The organism is Streptomyces sp. NPDC005784, assembly GCF_042871525.1.
Taxonomy (GTDB): Bacteria; Actinomycetota; Actinomycetes; order Streptomycetales; family Streptomycetaceae; genus Streptomyces.
The window spans coordinates 18,100-34,709 of sequence record NZ_JBIAIQ010000050.1 but is presented as its reverse complement, the minus strand read 5'-3'; the positions used below and the strand labels follow the sequence as shown (position 1 = coordinate 34,709).

Genomic DNA, 16,610 nt, shown 5'->3' with positions numbered 1-16,610 from the left:
CGATCCGACCGCCTTCCGCGACGGTGAACAAGCGCTGCCGGGCGTCGTGAACATAGCCGCACTCGGGATGCAGACGACTTCGGCAATCCGTGCAGGCGACTTCGGAAGCCGACAGCAGGCGCCAGGCTCGGGTGCGGCACTTCGGCGAGCAGTACACCGAGTCCGTCCGTTTACGCAGCGAGACCGACACCCCGCACACCGGACACAGGCCCTGAGCCCACAGGTACTCGCCCCGGATCACTTGCAGGCCCTCGTACACCGCGCGCTCATAGATCTCGTTGTGGCGCTGGAGATGCCGCCAGTGACGGCTCCGGCAGCCTGTGTCGCAGTAGCGCCGGTTCGGCCCGGCGTCCTTGGGCAGCAGCGCACGGCACTGCTCGCAACGGCGTACCGGCTTTCTCCTCACCCTTACAGCGTCCCGCCCCGGGCGGGTTGCCGGCTACAGGGCCTGCGCGGCGTGGCCGGGGCGGTCGCCCCGGCGGGGGAACGACAAGACGACCACTCCGCCTGCCGGGTCATGGCAGGCGACGCCTCACCATGGGTGACCACGGAGCTTCAGACGCATCACTCATTGTGCACAACCTGATGCCGAAAGTAACGCCCTGGTCAGCCGGCCGGGCCGGACCATATTCTCCAGGTCCGGCCCGGCCCCCGACCCGCTCTGACTGGGGCCGGGCTACCCAGCAGGACGGTGACGCCGGAACGGGGCGTGAGGCGGCGTCGAATGCTGCCGCCGGAAACCGGTACGACAGATGGGACGACGCCGGCCTCTTCCGGCGAGGTGAACCCAGATCCTCACCCGGCAGCGTGGGCAAACCACACCACCGCACAGCCGCCTGAATCCGACTCATCCCTGCGATTACGGCTGCGGCCGCACGGGACGGTTCCGGGACCAGCCGGTGAAGGCTCACCGTGGCGCCGGAACCACCGCCGTGCTGGCTGAACAGACCTCCCCCACACGGCGACCGAGGGCGTCCGAACCGCCTTCACCGTAAAAGTGGTGGGGCCGACCAAGGCAACCCGACCAGGCACATCAATTTCCGGCAACGAGCCCCCACCAGTGCCCGGCAGACCCACTACAAGACCCCACCAGTCCAGGTCAGCGCCATGGTCGGCCCTGATGGCCACCCCGCCAAAATCCCCCGCCCCACCCGCGACCACGAGCCCCACCACCAACGACCGCAGACCTCACCGCAGCCCCGCCAGTCCAGGTCAAGCCGCGCTCCACACATGCGCAGGACCATCCCGCCACTCCACCCACCGCGGATCGTCCAGCACAAGGTCGGCATCGCTGATGCCAGCCTCTTCGAGAAAGACCACCAAATCGCTGTAAGCAACCCCGAGGATCTCGTCACGCCCGTGACGGTGCACACTCACCCGCCGGCCTCCCGAGAGAGACGGCCGATGCACAACAACCGGCGCACTCGCCACCCTCCCAGCCTGCAGTCGACCGAACCCCTCAGCGACCCGGGAGCACCCCTGCGGGTCGCCAGACGTTTCCGCTGCCATTAAATTCGTACACATGATCGATTCATTGCGGGAGAGGGAGCCCGCCGTAACCCAGCCCGAGGACCCGGTACAGGTACGGCCCTGGCGGGAGGGCGACGGGCAAGCACCAACCGTGTGGACGTGGCCACCCACCGATCCGCCCGCCCTGTGGGTGCGCCAGAACGGCAGCTGGAGGTGGGCAAGCGTGACCGCCCGGCAGGAATGGCCCGACGGCCGCACCGCCTACCAAGTCCTGATCGACACCGACGGCACGACCTCCAAGTCGCACCGCATCTTCTGGTGGCCCCACGAGGGACTCCGCGTCGCCCACCGCAGCACTGCGGAGCCAACGACAGAGGCCAGCCGCGGCGGAGACCTGCCCCGCCCGCCACGGCGGTGAGGTTCACCTGACCGCAGATCCGACAACGAGCAGCCTCCGACCAGAATCTGGTCGAAGGCTGCTCAACGAGCTGTGGTCGTGAAGGGCGGTCGCCTACGCGGCGAAAGGCTCCGCAGGGCTTCAGCCGAACGATCTTCCCTGCGGGCTATAGGTGAGGCCCGGGGACACTGTCCCTCCACGTCCACGCTCCCTACAACAGAGCCACATGCCGCTGCATTCCCCGGTACTGACCGTAGATCAGAGCTCGCCCGACTCCTCGCCCGACGCGGGCGTCTCGGAGCGCAGAACCTGCAGGGTCCTTCTCGCAGGCCTTCGCAATGTGCTCCCGGAAGGGGATGACCCTGGGGTTCGTCAGCGCCTCCTGCCGGAGGGCTGCGAGCGCCTCGATCCACTCGACGGCATCCTCGGGCAGGGTGTAGGGCTCCCCGCTCAGACGTAGTGCCGGCCTGGGCGCCAGGGATGTCCGGCCTGCGTCCTGGAGCACGCGGGCGCGGACCACCGTTTCAGTGCGCTGGACGATCTCGCGTACCCGGTCAGAAGTTCGGCCCCCCTCGCTCACCCCGCGCCGGACCGGGGAGGCGGGACCTCCCGGTGCTGGTACGAACGAGGCGTGGTTCAGCGAACGTCGGCGCAGGTCGGGTCGCTGGAAGGCAATGCGGCAGCAACGTTCAGCAAGCAGATGCGGACCATCTGGCTCAAGCGGGCCAGGTGCAGGGCCGATGCGTCGTCGTAGATGAGCACTCTGAGGGCATCGACGCGAAGCTGGTCGTCTTCCCCGAGGCGTGGAAGGCTGGCAAGGAGCTCGTACGACGGGCGTGCGGTGGCCGCGGCTTCGATGTCCGCGAGCCGCAGCCGCGGCACCAGCGCCTCGGTGCCGGCTTCTCCCTGAGCGACCGCGTCCAGGACGAGTGCGTGGATGCTCAGGGTGAGCAGTGTCTTCAGCAGAGCTTCGGCGGTGGCGGGGTCCATCGACCAGGTCCGGAACCGCTCGAGGCGGTCGACGCGTTCCCCGGGGATGCTGTCCACGGCCTCCAGGATCCGCTCGCTGCACGTCACACACGCCGTCCAGACGTCCACGGTGGTGGTTCTCGCCTTCGTCGATCGAATTAAGGGTTGCGTGGGGGTCAGAGGCAGCGGGCATTCAGGACGGCTCCGCTCACGTCCGCGTTCGCGGTCTCGCCGTAGTAGATGGAGCCGGCCACGCGTGTGCGGTAGCTGTACAGCGGATCCGAACTCCGGTACTCGCAGGTGAAAGAAGCCGTGGTCGTCCGGTACGGCAGCGGGCAGGCGTACTGGCGGCTGGACTGCGCCACGGTGAGCCACCGGCCCGGGCCGGGATTGTACCACTCGATCTCCGACTCGCTGTTGCACGAGAACGGCGCATGAGGAGTGCAGCTCTTGATCCCACCCACGCCGGTCATCTTGTTGGCGCTGTAATTCGGCTTCTCCGCACGGTAGGTACAGAAGACTGTGTCACTCGCCGCGGCTGCACCGTCCAGGGATGCCGACACCTCCTGCTCGACGGGACCAGAATCTGGCTCATCGACAGCTCTGGCGACGGTAGGCCCGAGCGCTAGGAGCGCCGCCGACCCGGCAACGGCACTTCGTTGCATCCGGCCTCTTCGGGACATCAAGGAGTCCTCCTGGCGACAGAGATCACGTGCTGCCGTACTTGATCGCAGTTCACGCTAGGAGTGGACCCTCGGCTTCAGTAGGTACGTTCCAGTCAGTTGGTGATCTAGTCGGGTGTTTGAGGACGGATCTGCGTGCGGCCACCGTGTTTGATCGGGGCCGATCGCATCAACCGTCGCCGGGTAACGTCTCGTCCTGGCCTGCCGGGGGCTCGGAGCGCAGGACTTCCAGCGTCTTCTCGCAGGCCTTCGCAATGTGCTCCCGGAAGGGGATGACCCTGGGGTTTGTCAGTGCCTCCTGCCGAAGCGTTCGGGGTGGCGGGCGTATGCCTCGGCGAGGGTGACCGCGCGCTGGTCGCGGACCTCCTCGGCGGTCCCGAAGTGGACGGATGCGGGTGTGTGCCAGCCGATACCCGAGTGCCGGTGCTCATGGTTGTAGTACGCGATGAACGCGTCGAACCACTCGCGGGCGTGGGCCAGCGAATCGAACCGTTCGGGATAGTCCGACATGTACTTCGTGGTCTTGAACTGGGCCTCGCTGTAAGGGTTGTCGTTGGAAACCTTCGGCCTCGAGTGCGACCGCGTCACGCCCAGATCGATCAGCAGCTGGGAGACTTTCTTCGACGTCATCGAGGTGCCGCGGTCCGCGTGCACGGTCTGGGGCACGATGCCGTTGCGGGCGATGGTCTCTCGGATCAACTCCTCGGCCCGCACTGCCGATTCGGCTCGCTCGACGGTGTGGCCGACGATGTACCGGCTGAAGATGTCGATGATGACGTAGGCGTGATACCAGTTGCCCTTGGCCGGTCCGGCCAGCTTGGTGATGTCCCAGGTGAAGACCTGTGAGGGGGCGGTGGCGACCAGTTCGGGCACGGCCTTGGCGGGGTGGGTGGCCTGGCGGCGCCGCTCGCCGGACTGGCCTTTGTCGCGCAGGATCCGGTACATCGTGGAGACCGAGCAGTGATAACGGCCGGCGTCCAGTTCACGGGCCCAGATCTGGGCGGGTGGCAGTTCCGCGTACTCTGCGCTGTTCATCAGCTCCAGTACCGCTGCACGCTCTTCATCGCTCAGAGCCGACGGCTGCGCCTGGACGCAGGAGCGGGGTGCGCGGGCCGCAGGGGGCTTCAGCCTGCGGTAGTGGGTGGCCCTGGAGCGGCCGGTCAGCCGGCACGCGGCCGTGATGCCCAGCTGGTCCTCGACGCCGGTGAACGCGGTGTCCACCACCGGATCGACGGCGTGCTTCAGTCCGTGCTCTCGGAGATCATCGCCAAGAGCGCGGACGCTTTTCCCATCACCTCGAGTGCGGCCCTGTTCCGGGCCAGGTCCTTCTGCAGCCGCTCCACCTGCTGCCGCAGCTTCTCGTTCTCCACCTCCGCGGCGGACTTCTTCGCACGGGCCGGGCTGGTCCGGCGATCGACCAGGTTCTCCAGGGCCCCGGCATCCCGGGCGGCCCGCCACTCCTTGACATGCGAGTGGTAGAGCCGTTCCCGGCGCAGGACCGCACCCTTCTCGTTCCGGGGCGAGGCGTCGTACTCGGCGACGATCCGCAGCTTGTACTCCGAGGTGAAAGTACGGCGCTTCGGCCTCGGCGCCGGGTCGGACCCGACGGACTCAGTGCTGGGCATAAAGAACGGTTCTCCTGTCGCGCCCTCTCAGGCTAACCCCGCAGAACGGGACGTCTCACCCAAGGCTGACAGAGAGGGGGACGCGACCACTGCCCGAGCGACCCGGTGCAGCAGTGTGTCGCCGGGCGTCCCCAGTTCCGCCTGCTGCCACCGGTCCTCACCACGCCTGTGCCGCGCAACACGTGCAGCCGTCTTTGTTGAGACCTGCTCCAACAGCGTGGAAGTCGCCGATTTCCACTGTGGGGAGGCTCGAGGACCCTTCCGACGATGCTGCCAGAGCGCCGCCCCACCCAACATGGCCAGCACCGCCCCTGCGATCATCAGCTGTTTCCGGTCGCTGAGCTGCTTCACGACTGCTTCGATCACATGGCTGGTCACTCTGGCCACGACGCTGAACGCACGCTCCAGGTCGGCCATCTCGCCCTCCGTCACCCCTACGTCCCCCAGGGCCGAACGCAGGGCGATCCAATCCTTGGACGCCAGCCCGCTGGCGACCAGGTCCTTGTCGGTCCCGATGATGACCACCGGAGCGATCACCCCAGCCAGCAGCAGCATCGGCACATCGGAGACGTCCCGCTCGGCGAGGATCTTCGCCTCGGGGGTCATCGGCAGGCCGGCGGCGTCAACGACGTACAGGACGGGCACGTACTGGGACTGCCACATCTCCAGCGCCCGCCCCAGGTCAAACCGGCCGCCCTCGCGATGCCGGTCGGCCAGCACCCGCGGCACCTCCTCCCACACATGAACCGGGATCAGGCACCGCACCGTCGCCGCCCGCGCCCCAGCGACGAACGACGACGGATCCGACCGCTTGGTGGCCGCGATGATGTCCGTGGTCAGTACGGAGGTGTCCAGCAGTGCGCGGCGCAGCGGCCCGCGAGCGTACAAGGTGCGCCGTACGGCCGACGCCAGTTCGTCCATCTGCGCATCATATTGCGGGAGTTGGCCGGTTCGCGCGGAATTCCGACGCCATGCGCAAGCGGCATGCGCCCTCCGGGGCGCCGCGGCGACGGACACCAGCGCCGACCACCCGAGCCCCCTCTCCCGCCCTCGGACCTGACGGGGGCAGCGCCGCACGAGCAATGCGGCAGCCGAACCCCGCCGCCGGGCCTGTCGCCTGTGGTAGAGGCCATGATCACCGGCTCAGCGTTAACCGCTGTACCGATGTCATCTACCCTGCAAGGCGACCGGTGTTCGTCGTCGGCGTAGCTCGGAGGCAGCGCCAGACGGATCAGGCCCGTGGTGCCCCGGACGCTTCCCGCCAGCGGGCGAGGGCCGAGCGTGTGTCGACTGTGTTCTTGTGGTCGGGTCCCAGTACGCGCTCTTGGTCGGTGAGCAGGTTCTCCAGCTCGGCCACCGCCGTGGCCGGCGCCCCCATGGTGCCTCGCAGTTGGGCCAGTTCGTGGCGCATCGACATCGTCTCCGGGTGGTCCGCGCCGAGGCGTGTGACCCGGCTCGCGAGGACGGTTTCGAGCTCTGCCGCTGTCGCTGCCGTGTCGCTGAGGAGCAGATGGAGTTCCGCGAGCCGATTGCGGGTGGCGAGCGTGTCGCGGTGGTCGGGCCCGAACATCTGCACCCGTTCGGGCAAAAGGGTCTCCAACTCGGCTGCCGCTCCGGCGATGTCGCCGGCCTTTGCGCTCCAGTGAGCGAGGTTGTGCCGCGCGACCGACACATCGCGGTGATCTGCGCCGAGGACCCGGACCATGTCGTCCAGGACCGCCCTCAGCGTGACCACCGCGGTATCCGGATCTCCCGCATCGCCCAGCCAGAACCCCAGGTTCCCGCGGATCTGCAGGGTCTCCCGGTGATCTGTACCGAGTGCCCCGGCGATGACCGGGAGCAGTTCCTGCAGACGGGCGATCGCTCCTGGGACGTCGCCAGCCTTGCCCTGCCAGTAGGCGAGTTGGTCGGCGATCACGAAGGCGGTCGGGTCGTCGCGTCCGAACACGCGGATCCAGTCGTCCAGGACGGCGCCAAGTTCCAGTACGGCGGCTGCCGGGTGGCCCGCCTGACCGCGGTGGTAGCCGAGGGTGTGGCGGGCGGAGAGGGCGATCGGGTGGTCGGGGGCGAGCGCCCGGGACGCCTCGGCGACCACCGCTTCGCCGATCATCTGGGCCTCCTCCAGGTGACCGGCGTCGCTGAGGTGGTCGACGAGCCGGTTACGCAGGACGAATGTGTCCAGATGGCCGCTGCCGAGCTGTTGGTCCGCTTCGGCGGCGAGGCGGCGGGTGAACTCGATGCCCACGCTCAGCAGCGCCCCATCCTTCAGGCTCCGAGCCATTCGCAGCAGCACCGGATGTACACCCTCGGCTCGGTCCCACAGCGCCTCGGGCACGGTGCGGTGGATCGCGGAGGTGCTGGACCGTAGCAGCTGTGCGTCCGCGCTCCGGTAGATCTCGGGCCAGACGTCCACGAGCGCCCCCGCGGCCGCTCGGGCCGTTGCGGTGAGCTGGTCCGGCGGCAGGGCTTCTCGCACTACACGCTGCACCAGCGCGTGAACCCGGACCATCGAGGCCCGGTGAGTAACGAGACTGAAGCGGTGCAGGGTGCGCAGCCCGTCCCGGACGTCCGAGCCGTCCAACGGACCGGCGTCGTCGGGCAAACCAGCGCCGGTGAATTCGACGGCGCGCTCCGTCGTGAATACCGACTCGGGGATGCCGTCCGGATCGAGCACTGCGGCCAGACCCAGCACCCGCCGGGCCAGGCCAGCACGGGCGGAACGGTCGGCGGCCTCGATCGACAAGGCCCAGGTCGTGGCTACCGTACGGGATGTGCCGTCGAACAGTGCGTGCTCGTCCGGGAAAAGACGGGCCAGGTTACGGCGCCGGTCTGCGAAGCGGCGGCGGTAGCCGGCACAGGTGAGGTCCTGGTCGATCATGTATGCCGCGGCATGGCTCAGGGCCAGGGGGAGCAGTCCCAGGTCGGCGGCGACCCCCTCGACATCGTCCGCAAGCTCAGCCGGCAGCCGTGCGGTCAGATAGCCGCCCGCCTCCTGCTCAGTGAACACCCCCACCCCCACAAGCTTTCGGCCGGCCAGCAGGGTGGCGTCCCGGCGCCGGGAGGTCACAATGGTGCACCCGCCGGGCCCGTCGGCGGGCCAGAGATCCTGGACGGCAACCGCGTCTGCTACGTCGTCTAGGACGACCAAGTAGCGTTTCCCGCTCTGCTCCAGCCAGACCAGAAAGCGGGTGGCGGCCTGCTCTGTAGTTTCCCCGTCAGTGCCGAGTATGAGGTCCTTGGCGGCCTGCGCATAGCTGGACACGATGGCGTCCCGGCTGTAGGCGGAGACCCACAGGAGCAGGTCGAGGTCGCCTGCCTCCCACCGGCGCCTGGCGAACTCCGCGGCCAGCTGGGTCTTGCCGACTCCGCCCATCCCGGCGAGCACCGCTGTGCCGTTCAGCGCGAGGGCTGCATCCAGCGCCGCGCGAGCGGTCCGCTGCTGGAACGCTTCTGCCTGGTGCGGCCGCGCCCCGACCTGGTGCGGAAACGATGCGGGGGTGCGGGTGCGCGGTGCCTCGTGCAGATGGAGCTCGTCGATCTTGCCGACCGCGACAGAGCCGTCGCGAGCCTCGATCCGCAGATCACCGACCACCGGCGCGCCGAGCGGGCCGTCGGGCCGGCCGTCGTCCGTGCCGTCGTTCGGACCGGCAGGGGGTGGGCTCGGGGGAACCGGTCCGTTCAGCCCTGGGACGGATCCGGCTGGGAAGGGTGACCGATGCTCACGCCCCCGTGGATCACGATGGCGGCGAGCGAAGACCGCTCGGCTCGGTTGCTGATGTCGCCGCCCGCTGCCACACCGCCCGCCGCAGCGGACACCCCGCCCCTGGCCGGGGCGTGCTCGGCTAGGAGGTCCCGCAGTGCCGCGGCGATCCGCAGGCGCTCCGCGTCGTTCAGGCTCTCCAGCGCGGTCTCGAACCGGGTCTGCCAGGAGGACATCTCATGGTTCCTCACCCGCTCCAACCCGTCGGCCCCTTCCGCTCGCAGTGCGGCCGCCGTCCGGTCGAGGCGCTCCAGCTCCGCCTGCTCGCGCCCATTGTCGCCACGCCCGAACCATCGGGCCACCGCCTGCCGCAAGGCCCCCCACGCATCCGTCCCGGCGGCTGACACCACCGCTGTGCCCCCAGCGGCGGCGAGCGCTGCCAGCTCAGCCCCGATCATGAACGTCCCCCTTCATTCACTTTCGCCCCAGTCACTATCACCTTGAGGGCCAATACTCCCAAAAATTATGAATGGAGACTAGATCTGAACGCGAGCGCTTCGATCGTCCCGTCGTGGCTGGCACCCCTCCTCAACTACGGCACAATCAAAATCCGGCTTGTCAACGAGACTGGCGGTGTGCACAGCAACAGGCCGCTGGTGATGACGGATAGTCACCGCCGCGCTCTGCAGAACCGAGAACTCGCGACAGTTGAATACGCGAGCCCACCAGTACCGAGGCCGGATGAGGGGGGGAGACCTCAAGCCCGCCGTGGGCAAACTAGACGTCAACTGCGCGTGACGGACACCAGCAGCCCGGCGACGGTGACCATGAGCGCCATCGTGGCCAGAGCGCCAGCAAGCGGCGCGCACCAGGACGGCCGGTACAGCAGCAGGACCATCACACCGGTGCCAACGAGCAGGGTGACGACGGTCAGCAGGAGGGCGACGAGGAGAAAGGTCAGCGGCACGTCCGGTCTGCCTTCCACGCGGCCGCCTCCGCGGCGCGCTCGGCGTACTGGGTGCCGAGGCGCTTGAGCTTGCGGCGGACTCCGTCCCCCACCGCCGCGGCATCTCGACCATGAAGCTCAAGCCGTCCCGGCCCTGGTGAAAGGGGCGGTTCTGGCGAACCCGCCCGTGGGAATCCACCGCTTCACATCCTCTGGACGCTGTTGTGCTGCCCAACCCGCACACCATCGCTGCCGAGGTGCAGAGGCGGTCGTTGCGGGGCTAGCGACTGATCTGACAGACGGCAAAGGACTTGGTAGAGATCACTGTCGGGTTCGGACCAATGGAGAGTGTCTGTGTCTCCAAGGATCCTGCCGGAATTGCTGCGCTCGGGCATAGGCCGTCTACGACGATGCGGGCCCCGCCCAGGTCAGGAACCGACTTCTCGGCCGCGCTCTGAATCCCTTGAGAACCAGCCGGGCCCTGCTCACCGGCCCGTCCTCGAGGTCCTGCGGGGCCTTGCTCCCCACGCAGCAGGCCACCGGCCTGTACGACACCCAACGGCAATGAAGCGCCGAGAACCGCGCCGAGGGCGCCCATCAGCAAGGATTGCGCAGAGCCGTGCGCGGCTACTCCAGTCACGGCCGGAGTGTAGGGGTTCTGAACAGAACCCACACCTATGACTTCCTGGTCGACGGCCTCGCCGCCCGGCTCAAAGTTGAAAGCGGCGAAATTCGCCGTCGCTCGGGCGGCGGGATTCCCTTGGATCCGCGATCGCTCCCGGAGACCGACTGCCTCGGCGCCGCCTTCGCCCGCACCTTCATCGGGCTGTGCGTCAGACTACTGACCCACAAACGCGAGGGCTCCGGCCGCCGTGCGCGGCCCCGCCGAAGCCGCTCGGCATGTCGCTGGCCGAAGACCGACCGAAGCTGCCTTCGCGTGGCAGGCCGGATGGGACCCCGCACGACGGCGGCGGACGAAACCCTGGTCGCTTTCAGACCGCTGTCAGGCCGGGCACGTCGACGTCGTGCGAGCCCGGCGTGAGGTACTCGGTCAATGATCGGCGGACGTACACCTGCTCGTCCTCGCCCCGGAGATCCGTGGCGACGTCCAAGTCGGCGTGGGTGAGATCGATGACCCAGTCGGTGACTCGTTGCGTTCCTCCAGTGCGTCCAGGGTCGCCCGCAGCCGCAGGCGTTCCTCTCCCTGCGCAGCGCGGCGTGCGCGGTTCACGGCGCGGGCGATGCAGGCCTGTCCGGCGCGGAGGAAGTCACGGTAGGCCTGTCCGCCCGTGCGGAGGCGTTCGGCGGCCTGGTCTGGGGTGAGGGCTCCCCTGCTGCGTTCGGCGAGCGCTGTGACCAGGTGGGCTTCCTGCTGCTGGCGGTGCGCGTCGTGGCGGGCCACGTCTTCGGCGTAGGGCATGTCGGGGTGGTGATCGGTCAGGCTGCGTCCTTCTTGCGTCCAGTCGCGGGCCCAGGCGTCGGGATGGCGAGGTCCCCAGGTCTCCGCGAACAAGTACCGTCCGCCGGCGCCGACCTGGAGGAGATCTGCGGCGATACCGGCCGGGCTGCGGCCGCCGGGGATCCAGGCAAGCGACGTCCACCCGGACTCCGGCTCCCACACCTTCAGTTCGTACCGCGGAGGGTGCTTCTCCTGCGGGCACCAGGCAGGTTCCGGGGTCGGGTCGGCGGAGGCGGGGCGGCCCGGAAGCCAGGTGTCGAACGCCAGGCGCGGCACGACCGGCCGGTCGGGTGCCGCATCCGCGTGGTGCATTCGTGCGGGCAGGACAGACAAGTCGGTGGTGGTGTGCTGCCAGACCTCGGCCCGCAGGTATCCGCAGTCGCCGCCCGCAGGCCGCTGGACCGCGGTGTCGGCGGTCTGCTCCTGGACGTGCCCGCCAAGTCGCTGCCCGCGCTGGTGGAATGGGCCCTGGGCGAGGCGCAGTTGGGGGCACAGCGGCTGCACGGTTCGGGCAAGGACGCCGACCCGCTGCTGGTCCTCACCTCCTCGGCGTATGAGCGCTATGGCCTGCCCGCCCAGCTGCCGGAGTCGGCCAGGCTGGCCGGGGGGCTCCCGGAGGGCCACAAGGTCCTGGGTCAGCTCGAGCGCGCCGAGTGGCAGCTGACCAAGCGGGGGCTGGGGCCGTGGGCGCGGATCTACCGCCCCGTCCACGGGGGCCGGCGCCATTATGTGCAGCTGTGCATCCCCTCCTGGCACGCCCTCGACGACCGGGCCTGGGGCCACGCTGCGCGGCTTGGTCCGGCGGAGCTCGCGCGGGTGCTGGGGGTGTACGCGCAGCGGGTCGTGACGCCGGTGGGGACCACCGCGGTGACGGGGCTTCACCTGATGACGGCGCTCAACCCTGCGACCCGGGCGAGCGAGCCGGACGCGGACGGCAAGCGGCACCGCGAGGTGCGGCCCGGATCGCTGGGGACCGAGGCTTTGGATCCGGCGCCGTGCGAGGCGACCGATGGCCACCCCGTGCTCGCGCACCTGCCCCGCTTCCACGTGCGCGGCCCCGACGAGAAGCTGTTCGAGGAGGCCTACGACTGGGCGCGGGAGATGACGGACGCCGAGTGCATGCAGCACTGTCTGGTCGGCATCGACGTGAACCTGGCGTTCGGCGCGGCCGCCAACGGCGCGGTCGTGGGCCTGTCCACCCCGCCCGTCCACGTCAGCCGTCCGGCCTTCGACGCGGCGGTGCCCGGCTCCTGGCTGGTCGACCTCTCCCACGTCGATGCGTCCCGGGTGAAGGTCGGCAAGCAGTGGCGCGACCTGGACGGCGACCTGCTGCCCAGCGCGTTCACCCCGAGTGGCGAACTCCCCACGGGACCGGCCTGGTACGCCACCCCGACCGTCGCCTACGCCGTCGAACTCGGCTACCAGGTCGCCCCGCTGGAAGCCTGGCTGCGCCCGGACAGCGGCCGCTACCTCGACGGCTGGCACAAGCGGCTGCGGGACGCCTACATCGCCACCATGACGGATCTGGGCGGCGCGCAGCTGCGCGAGCATGTCGTAGAGAATGCCTTCGACCACAACGTGGAATCCGGCGTCCAGGGCGTAGCGGGCGGTCAGGTCGATCAGGCCGATGTTCGCGGCACCGGGCCGGTCGCACTCCCGGAGCACGATGCGGTGGAGGTTGTCCTGGCCGACCAGGGCCAGGCCGCGGCCGAACTGCTCACGCAGGCCGGCCGCGACGGACGACTTCCTTGAGGCGCTGTTGCCGCAGACCACGGCCAGCCGGGTTTTTTCGGTGGCCACCATCAGGGCCCTCACGTTAATTCTTCTTTGGCGACCCGGACTCGCGCAGTACCTGCGCCCTGGGCAGAACGGCACCCACGCCGGCCGCGGCTGGCGTGACGGTCGGCGGGCCGTACGGGCGTGGGCCCCGTGAGCGTCAGCGGGCCGTGCCGAAGTCCTGCGTCCAGTAGTTGCCGGGCTGCGCCACCCCCACACCGATCTCCTTGAAGCCGCAGTCCAGGATGTTGCGCTTGTGGCCGGCGCTGGCCATCCAGCCCGCCATGACCTGCTCGGGCGTGGAGTACCCGTACGCGACGTTCTCGCCGTAGGTGCTCCAGAGGTAGCCCGCGCGCGTGATCCGCTGTCCCGGGTCGGACCCGTCGGAACCGGTGTGCGACATGGTGTTGTGGCTCGCCATGTCCGCGCTGTGGGCTTGGGCGGCCTGCGAGAGCTTCGCGTTCAGGGCGAGCGGGGAGCAACCGACCTTGGCGCGCTCGCTGTTGACCAGGGCAACCACGCGGGCGACGGCGGCGGACGCGGGGGTCGCTGTGCCTGCGGCGGGAGCCGTGATGGTGGGCGGCTTCGGTGAGGGGGCGGTCGTCGAGGGGGGCACGGCGGTCGGCTTCGGCGCGGCGGCGGTCCTCGTCGGGGCGGGCGGGGTGGTCGCCTTCGAGACGGGCGCCTTGGACTTCTCCGGGGCGGGCGCCTCAGTCCTGGGAGAGGTCGTCGGCGAGGCCGAGGGCGAAGCCGTCGCCAAGGGCTTCGCGGTCCGGACGTCCCGTCCCCGGTGCCCGTCCCAGGACGCCTTCCTCCCGTCCGTCCGGTGTCCGTCCCAGGACGCTTTCCTCCCGTCCGTCCAGGGACCGCTGGACGTGGCGGTGATGGCCTCGGCTCCTTCGTCGCGCATGCACGCCATGGCGGCCGACGGCACCGCCACCGCGCCCATCGCCAGGACGGCGACGACTATGGGCCGGCGGCGCGTCTTCCTGCCGTGCTTCCGGTGGTTCCTCATGCGGACCTCGTTCGGTCGACTCTCCTTGCGCCTCCGGCGGGCTCGGTTTCGCACAGACACTGTGCTTGACCTGCGGGGACGCCTTGCGGGGCCGTCATTGTTAAAAGCCGCGGGAGGGCACGACAACGGGGGCTTCAACTATCTCGCCTAGTAGGCGAGGGCACCCTTGAATCCGGCCCGAGATTGTGCCGGGCCGCCGCGCCGGACGCCGCCGGCTCCTCACACTCCGTCAGAAGGGCGGCAGAGGCGGTCCGGCGGCTCCATGCCGGTGACCCGGGCCGGTGACCCCGGCCGAGATGCCGCGTATGCCTGCTTCCATATGCCAGATCCGCCTATATCAGCCACACGCCACGTACTATCGCGGCACGTTGATGAGGACCGGGCACGTGAGGGATGTCACTGACTTTCCCCACAACCCTTTCAGTGCCCGGCGTGCGGGGGGGGCAGGCGGCAATGACCGTGCACAGGAGCGCGTCGAGGTCGCCAGCGTAGATGCCGTGACGTCGTCGACCACACCTACCGCCAGGCCATCACCGCCGCCGCCAGCGGCTGCCGGTGGATCCCGATCCCCCGATGCCCGGAGTACGTCTCTTTTCAGCCATTCCCCTATAACGCCCCTGCACGGAAAGGTACTTCCGTACGGGAGCACGCGCCTGACATCTTGCATCCACCACTCGTTTCGTACGGCCCCGCCGGTGCCCTCAGCACGGCCGGGCCGTCTCCGGAGGACGCATTGATACCCCACACATCCAGCCGTACTAGACGCACGCTGGTCCTGGCGGCCACGCTCGGCGCCGCCCTCGCGTTCGGCGCCCCGGGCGCCCTCGCGGGCACGCTCCCCATCGACCCCTCCTCCGTGCCAGCCGCCAAGGCCCACGCTCCGGCCGCCGTGCCGGCTTCCCAGAGTGCGACCTGGGTGGCCGGCACGCGTGCCTACCTCGTGATCACCGCCCCCGGTGACAGTTCGGCGGTCCGCTCCGCGATCGCGACCAACGGCGGCACCGTCTTCTCGAACTTCGACGCCATCGGCGTGATCGTCGCCCACTCGGCGTCCAGCGAATTCGCCGCCACCATGCGCGGCGTCGCCGGCGTGCAGCAGGTCGGCGCCACGCGCACCTCGGACGTCCCGGCCGACGCCTACAACCCGGCGCTCCCGGCCAATCCGGCCCAGACCTCGACCCCGGCCGGAGAACCGGTCCGGGCCGACATGAGCCAGATCAAGGCCGACCAGGCCTGGGCCGTGAACCCGGGCTCCGCCTCCGTCACAGTCGGCATCCTGGACACCGGTGTGGACGACCAGCACCAGGACCTGGCGCCCAACTTCAACGCGGCCGACTCGGTCTCCTGCGCCTACGGCAAGCCCGACACCCGTGTCGGCGCCTGGCGGGACGTCGACACGCACGGCACCCACGTAGCGGGCACCATCGCCGCGGCCAAGAACGGCAAGGGCGTCGTCGGCGTGGCCCCCGGGGTGAAGATCTCCGCGGTCCGGGTCGCTGAGCCGGGCAACTCCTTCTTCTTCGCCGAGAACACCATCTGCGGCTTTGTCTGGGCCGGTGACCACGGCTTCAAGGTCACCAATAACAGCTACTACACGGACCCGTGGCAGTTCAACTGCCCGGACAACATCGACCAGGTCGCCATCATCGAGGGCGTCAAGCGCGCCCAGGAGTACGCCGAGGGCAAGGGCTCCCTCCAGATCGCCGCCGCGGGCAACGAGAACTACGACCTCGCCCACAAGACGACCGACTCCGCGAGCCCGAACGACTCGACGCCGGTCACCCGCACGATCACCAACGCCTGTCTCGACATCCCGACCGAGCTGCCGGGCGTGGTCACGGTCGCGGCCAACGGCACGGGTGTCACCAAGGCCTCGTTCTCCAACTACGGGCAGGGCGTCATCGACGTCGCGGCGCCGGGCAGCAACGTGTACTCCACCGTCCCCGGCGGCGGCTACGGCAGCAAGAGCGGTACCTCGATGGCCACCCCGCACGTGGTCGGCGTGGCGGCACTCATCGCCAGCGCCAACCCGGGCATCACCCCGGCGCAGATCCGCGCCAAGCTGGCCGCCCAAGCCAACGACATCGCCTGCCCCTCGGACAGCCGCTGCACGGGCACGACGGCCAACAATTCGTTCTTCGGCGAAGGACAAGTCGACGCCCTCAAGGCCGTCGGGACCACCCCGCCGCCTGGTAAGTACTTCGAGAACCTCGCGGACTTCGCCATCAACGACAACGCGACCGTGGAGAGCGCAATCGCCATAACCGGCGTGACCGGCAACGCCCCGGCCACCCTCAAGGTGGGTGTGGACATCAAGCACACCTACATCGGTGACCTGAAGGTCGACCTGGTGGCGCCGGACGGCACCGTCTACACGCTGCACAACCACGCCGGCGGCAGCGCCGACAACATCGCCCAGACCTACACCGTGAACGCCTCCTCGGAGGTCGCGAACGGCACCTGGAAGCTGCGCGTCAACGACAACGCCGCCTCCGACACAGGCAAGATCGACGCCTGGAACCTGACCTTCTAGTGCTGTGACCGCGTAGGTTCGCCGGGTTGGTGCTCAT

13 protein-coding genes and 2 pseudogenes are annotated in these 16,610 nt (G+C 69.2%); 3 read left to right on the top strand and 12 right to left on the bottom strand.

The window, feature by feature from the left end:
- Positions 1-1,212: 1,212 nt before the first annotated feature.
- Positions 1,213-1,431: a hypothetical protein gene (locus ACFYR3_RS40845; RefSeq protein WP_389287174.1), complete on the bottom strand. Its 219-nt coding sequence runs from the start codon at positions 1,429-1,431 to the stop codon at positions 1,213-1,215.
- A gap of 91 nt (positions 1,432-1,522) precedes the next feature.
- Between ACFYR3_RS40845 and ACFYR3_RS40840 the strand changes: the two genes are divergently transcribed.
- Positions 1,523-1,888, top strand: coding sequence for a hypothetical protein (locus tag ACFYR3_RS40840; protein ID WP_389287172.1), 366 nt, complete (start codon positions 1,523-1,525; stop codon positions 1,886-1,888).
- Positions 1,889-2,503: 615 nt separating this feature from the next.
- On the opposite strand, the gene ACFYR3_RS40835 is transcribed toward ACFYR3_RS40840, so the two are convergent.
- The 9 genes from ACFYR3_RS40835 to ACFYR3_RS40795 form a co-directional block, all read right to left on the bottom strand.
- On the bottom strand, positions 2,504-2,914 hold the full coding sequence (locus tag ACFYR3_RS40835; RefSeq protein WP_389287170.1) for a hypothetical protein: 411 nt from the start codon (positions 2,912-2,914) through the stop codon (positions 2,504-2,506).
- A 98-nt stretch (positions 2,915-3,012) separates the two neighbouring features.
- Complete coding sequence (locus ACFYR3_RS40830) at positions 3,013-3,300, bottom strand: hypothetical protein (RefSeq protein WP_389287168.1); 288 nt, start codon at positions 3,298-3,300, stop codon at positions 3,013-3,015.
- A gap of 507 nt (positions 3,301-3,807) precedes the next feature.
- Positions 3,808-4,740: an IS3 family transposase gene (locus tag ACFYR3_RS40825; RefSeq protein ID WP_389287166.1), complete on the bottom strand. Its 933-nt coding sequence runs from the start codon at positions 4,738-4,740 to the stop codon at positions 3,808-3,810.
- A gap of 20 nt (positions 4,741-4,760) precedes the next feature.
- On the bottom strand, positions 4,761-5,144 hold the full coding sequence (locus ACFYR3_RS40820) for a hypothetical protein (protein WP_389287164.1): 384 nt from the start codon (positions 5,142-5,144) through the stop codon (positions 4,761-4,763).
- A gap of 27 nt (positions 5,145-5,171) precedes the next feature.
- Positions 5,172-6,065, bottom strand: coding sequence for a PIN domain-containing protein (locus ACFYR3_RS40815; RefSeq protein ID WP_389287162.1), 894 nt, complete (start codon positions 6,063-6,065; stop codon positions 5,172-5,174).
- Between the two features lie 310 nt (positions 6,066-6,375).
- A complete protein-coding gene (gene fxsT / locus ACFYR3_RS40810; protein WP_389287160.1) occupies positions 6,376-8,736 on the bottom strand; it encodes an FxSxx-COOH system tetratricopeptide repeat protein in 2,361 nt (786 codons plus the stop codon).
- An 86-nt stretch (positions 8,737-8,822) separates the two neighbouring features.
- The gene (locus ACFYR3_RS40805) at positions 8,823-9,302 is read right to left on the bottom strand and encodes a hypothetical protein (RefSeq protein ID WP_389287158.1); all 480 of its coding nucleotides are present in this window, start codon (positions 9,300-9,302) and stop codon (positions 8,823-8,825) included.
- Positions 9,303-9,628: 326 nt separating this feature from the next.
- A complete protein-coding gene (locus ACFYR3_RS40800; protein WP_389287157.1) occupies positions 9,629-9,829 on the bottom strand; it encodes a hypothetical protein in 201 nt (66 codons plus the stop codon).
- Positions 9,830-10,841: 1,012 nt separating this feature from the next.
- Positions 10,842-11,582 carry a hypothetical protein gene (locus tag ACFYR3_RS40795; RefSeq protein ID WP_389287196.1) on the bottom strand — a complete coding sequence of 247 codons (741 nt, stop codon included), beginning with the start codon at positions 11,580-11,582 and terminating at the stop codon, positions 10,842-10,844.
- 72 nt (positions 11,583-11,654) lie between these two features.
- Between ACFYR3_RS40795 and ACFYR3_RS40790 the strand changes: the two are divergent.
- Positions 11,655-12,779, top strand: a pseudogene (locus ACFYR3_RS40790) (transcriptional regulator); the annotation flags it as partial.
- Here ACFYR3_RS40790 and ACFYR3_RS40785 read toward each other — a convergent pair.
- Positions 12,780-13,052: pseudogene (locus tag ACFYR3_RS40785) on the bottom strand (kinase); the annotation flags it as partial. It lies immediately after the preceding pseudogene.
- Between the two features lie 133 nt (positions 13,053-13,185).
- Positions 13,186-14,040, bottom strand: coding sequence for a CAP domain-containing protein (locus tag ACFYR3_RS40780; RefSeq protein ID WP_389287155.1), 855 nt, complete (start codon positions 14,038-14,040; stop codon positions 13,186-13,188).
- A 733-nt stretch (positions 14,041-14,773) separates the two neighbouring features.
- Between ACFYR3_RS40780 and ACFYR3_RS40775 the strand changes: the two genes are divergently transcribed.
- The gene (locus ACFYR3_RS40775; RefSeq protein WP_389287153.1) at positions 14,774-16,573 is read left to right on the top strand and encodes a S8 family serine peptidase; all 1,800 of its coding nucleotides are present in this window, start codon (positions 14,774-14,776) and stop codon (positions 16,571-16,573) included.
- Positions 16,574-16,610 lie beyond the last annotated feature (37 nt).

What these genes read in the sequence shown, in the direction of transcription:
- ACFYR3_RS40840 (WP_389287172.1), top strand. Translation starts at nt 1,523, where the DNA reads ATGATCGATTCATTGCGGGAGAGGGAGCCCGCCGTAACCCAGCCCGAG.
- ACFYR3_RS40820 (WP_389287164.1), bottom strand. Translation starts at nt 5,144, where the DNA reads ATGCCCAGCACTGAGTCCGTCGGGTCCGACCCGGCGCCGAGGCCGAAG.
- ACFYR3_RS40815 (WP_389287162.1), bottom strand. Translation starts at nt 6,065, where the DNA reads ATGGACGAACTGGCGTCGGCCGTACGGCGCACCTTGTACGCTCGCGGG.
- ACFYR3_RS40805 (WP_389287158.1), bottom strand. Translation starts at nt 9,302, where the DNA reads ATGATCGGGGCTGAGCTGGCAGCGCTCGCCGCCGCTGGGGGCACAGCG.
- ACFYR3_RS40780 (WP_389287155.1), bottom strand. Translation starts at nt 14,040, where the DNA reads ATGAGGAACCACCGGAAGCACGGCAGGAAGACGCGCCGCCGGCCCATA.